This is a genomic window from Psychrobacter sp. Pi2-51 (assembly GCF_904846665.1).
Lineage (GTDB): Bacteria > Pseudomonadota > Gammaproteobacteria > Pseudomonadales > Moraxellaceae > Psychrobacter > Psychrobacter glaciei.
Window position 1 is genome coordinate 1 of sequence record NZ_CAJHBP010000054.1, and the last position, 2,629, is coordinate 2,629.

Sequence of the window (2,629 nt, forward strand, 5' to 3'; positions counted from 1 at the left end):
GCGTCAGCGTCGGCGTCAGCGTCAGCGTCAGCGTCAGCGTCAGCGTCAGCGTCAGCGTCAGCGTCAGCGTCAGCGTCAGCGTCAGCGTCAGCGTCAGCGTCAGCGTCGCCATCATCTATATCAGTTGCAATAATCGTCGCAGGATCACTTTCATTACCAGCTTCATCAGTTGCCGTAGCTGTGATGGTTTCGCCATTCACTAATGGGTCAGCACTAGTGTCAATGACGTAGTCGCCATTTTCATCAACTGTTGTGGTGTATTCAGGTTCTCCATCGCTATCAGTATCTACTTCAATCGTGGCACCAGGCTCACCTGTACCTGTGATTTCAGTACCGTCTTCGTTGATTTCAATGATTGGTGCATCAGGTGCTGTGGTGTCAACCACGCCAACTGTTTCAGTCAATGGGTCTGATTCATTACCAGCTTTATCTTTGATAGTCGCTGTGACATCAAGCGTGTCACCCTCTGCCGGAGCAGGTACTTTTACGGTAACTTGTTTTGCGGTGATGTCATCTGCCGTTAAGACTTTCTCAACACCGTTGGCAATGACGGTATCACCAATGACAGCATTGGCGGGCAGTCCAACCACGACATCAACCATACCATTATCATCAATCTCAGCATCATTGATAAAACCGTCATCATTACCAACCACTATACTGGTCGGTGCATCGGGCGCAGTGGTGTCCACTGGTTTATCATCATCGTCATCATTACCACCACCCAAAGCTGCCCCTAATACGCCTACGCCTGCAAGACCGACCAACCATGGTAATACACTAAAACCTTCAGCTCCTGTCGCGCCCACCCACCAAGGTGTAGCCTGTGTATTTCCACCTAGTGCCTGACCTTCAATATCACCTGATTGAAGCTCAGTAACATAGTCTGCTACCTCTCCCGTATCAGGAATATAATAATAATAGCTACCATCTTCGGCGATACCGATTAATGCACTATTAGGATCATCGTAAAAACCTTCAATAATCAAATCTGGTTCTAAACTGTCATTTTCAAAAGAAACATGAATATCATTATTTATACGCTTAGTAATAATATGGTCTGGAGCGTAGCCACTTGTTTCATCAAAGAGCTCATAGTTAACTTTGTCGATGGCTTTGATTGTTGTAGGTTTGCCATCTTGTGTAATAACTTTGTGCTCAGTAATAGTTTTTACTTGGTCATTTACTTTAATAGTGATAGTGCTCATAAAATCATCCTTGAGTAATTAATTCTAAATAAGATAAATACCAATATAGAATCATGAGTTAATTATTTCCTTTACTAACAATAGCAACAACTCGGCGGTTATTTTGACGACCCTGTTCGGTAGTATTGGTATCGACGGGCATTGTTTCGCCATACCCTACACTGCTCAGACGTATAGCTTCTATATCATATTGATTTACTAAAATATCTTTAACCATGCTTGCACGAGACTGAGAAAGCTTTAAGTTATAACGTTCAGCACCGGTATTGTCTGTATGACCTTCCAAAGTAACTGCCATCTTTGGATAGGATTTAATAAAATTGGCCATACTATCTAATACTTTTGATTGATTGTTTTTAATACCTGCACTATCAAAATCAAAAAGCACATTAAACTGTGCAGAATTTTTAATTTCTACTGGATTTTTTATCGTAGAAACCGCGATAGGTTTCTGTATAAGAATTTCAGATGGGGCTTCTGCTGTACAGTCTGATAAAATACGACTGATCTGATGAGTTTGACGAGTATTTTGATTCAATAATAGCAGGGCCTCATCAGGTGGTATCTGCTGTACAACAGGATTGCCAGCTGTTGATAGACCAACTATTAAATAACTCGTCGTTTGAGGGGTAAATTGATAGGTTTTGGAGTAAGAAAGAACTTCCTCACTGTCTTTATTTAGTTTTTCTACATTGATGAGTTGAGAACCGCTACAAATAACGACATCTGAATAACTTCCATTTTGTAGACTGGTTTGAAATTCATTATCAGCACCAATGCCTATATTAATGATATTTGAATCATTATCGTTTAACTCATGAATAAAAACGATTCGACTTTCTTTAGATGTCAGAATACTATTGTCTGGCAGATTAAATATCTCTCCTGTTTTTTTCCAAGTAGCCTGCTTAATGTTTTGGCTACCATCAGCAGTAGATAAAATCTGACCACTTTTTACAGTCTGGCAGCCTACAAGTCCAATTGCTAAAAATAATGTAGTCGATAACAATACGCTTATTCTGTCCATAGTATCTGATCCCAGTTAATGGAATGTCCAGTATATAAACATTTTTCCTATCATTATATAGACCCATTTTTTAGGATCAGCTGGACTTCCTAAATAATAAAAACATGACTTTAAAGAACACAATAATCAACCAAACATTACTGTATCGTTAATTTTATTATATTCGCATTTACTCATAATGCAACCATATATTTTTTATTAAACATTGTAGCTCCATTATTATTCGTAAGCATAATGAGTTGCCATTAACCATAATGAGCTATTACATAATGGTGAAATTATAGAAAATTATTATTAGAAGTAATAACATGCAAAAGATACTTACAAAAAAAAAAAAAAAAAATTTCTATTTTTTATTTAAAAATTCTATAATATAAGACAAAATCTATTAGAT

2 protein-coding genes are annotated in these 2,629 nt (G+C 38.1%); both read right to left on the reverse strand.

What is annotated here, in order from left to right; all coding sequences use genetic code 11:
• Positions 1 to 1,208, reverse strand: a 1,208-nt coding sequence (locus JMY08_RS13830; protein WP_227679698.1) for an Ig-like domain-containing protein, incomplete at its 3' end; no start/stop codon positions are given.
• Between the two features lie 58 nt (positions 1,209 to 1,266).
• On the reverse strand, positions 1,267 to 2,235 hold the full coding sequence (locus tag JMY08_RS13835) for an OmpA family protein (protein ID WP_201593755.1): 969 nt from the start codon (positions 2,233 to 2,235) through the stop codon (positions 1,267 to 1,269).
• Positions 2,236 to 2,629 lie beyond the last annotated feature (394 nt).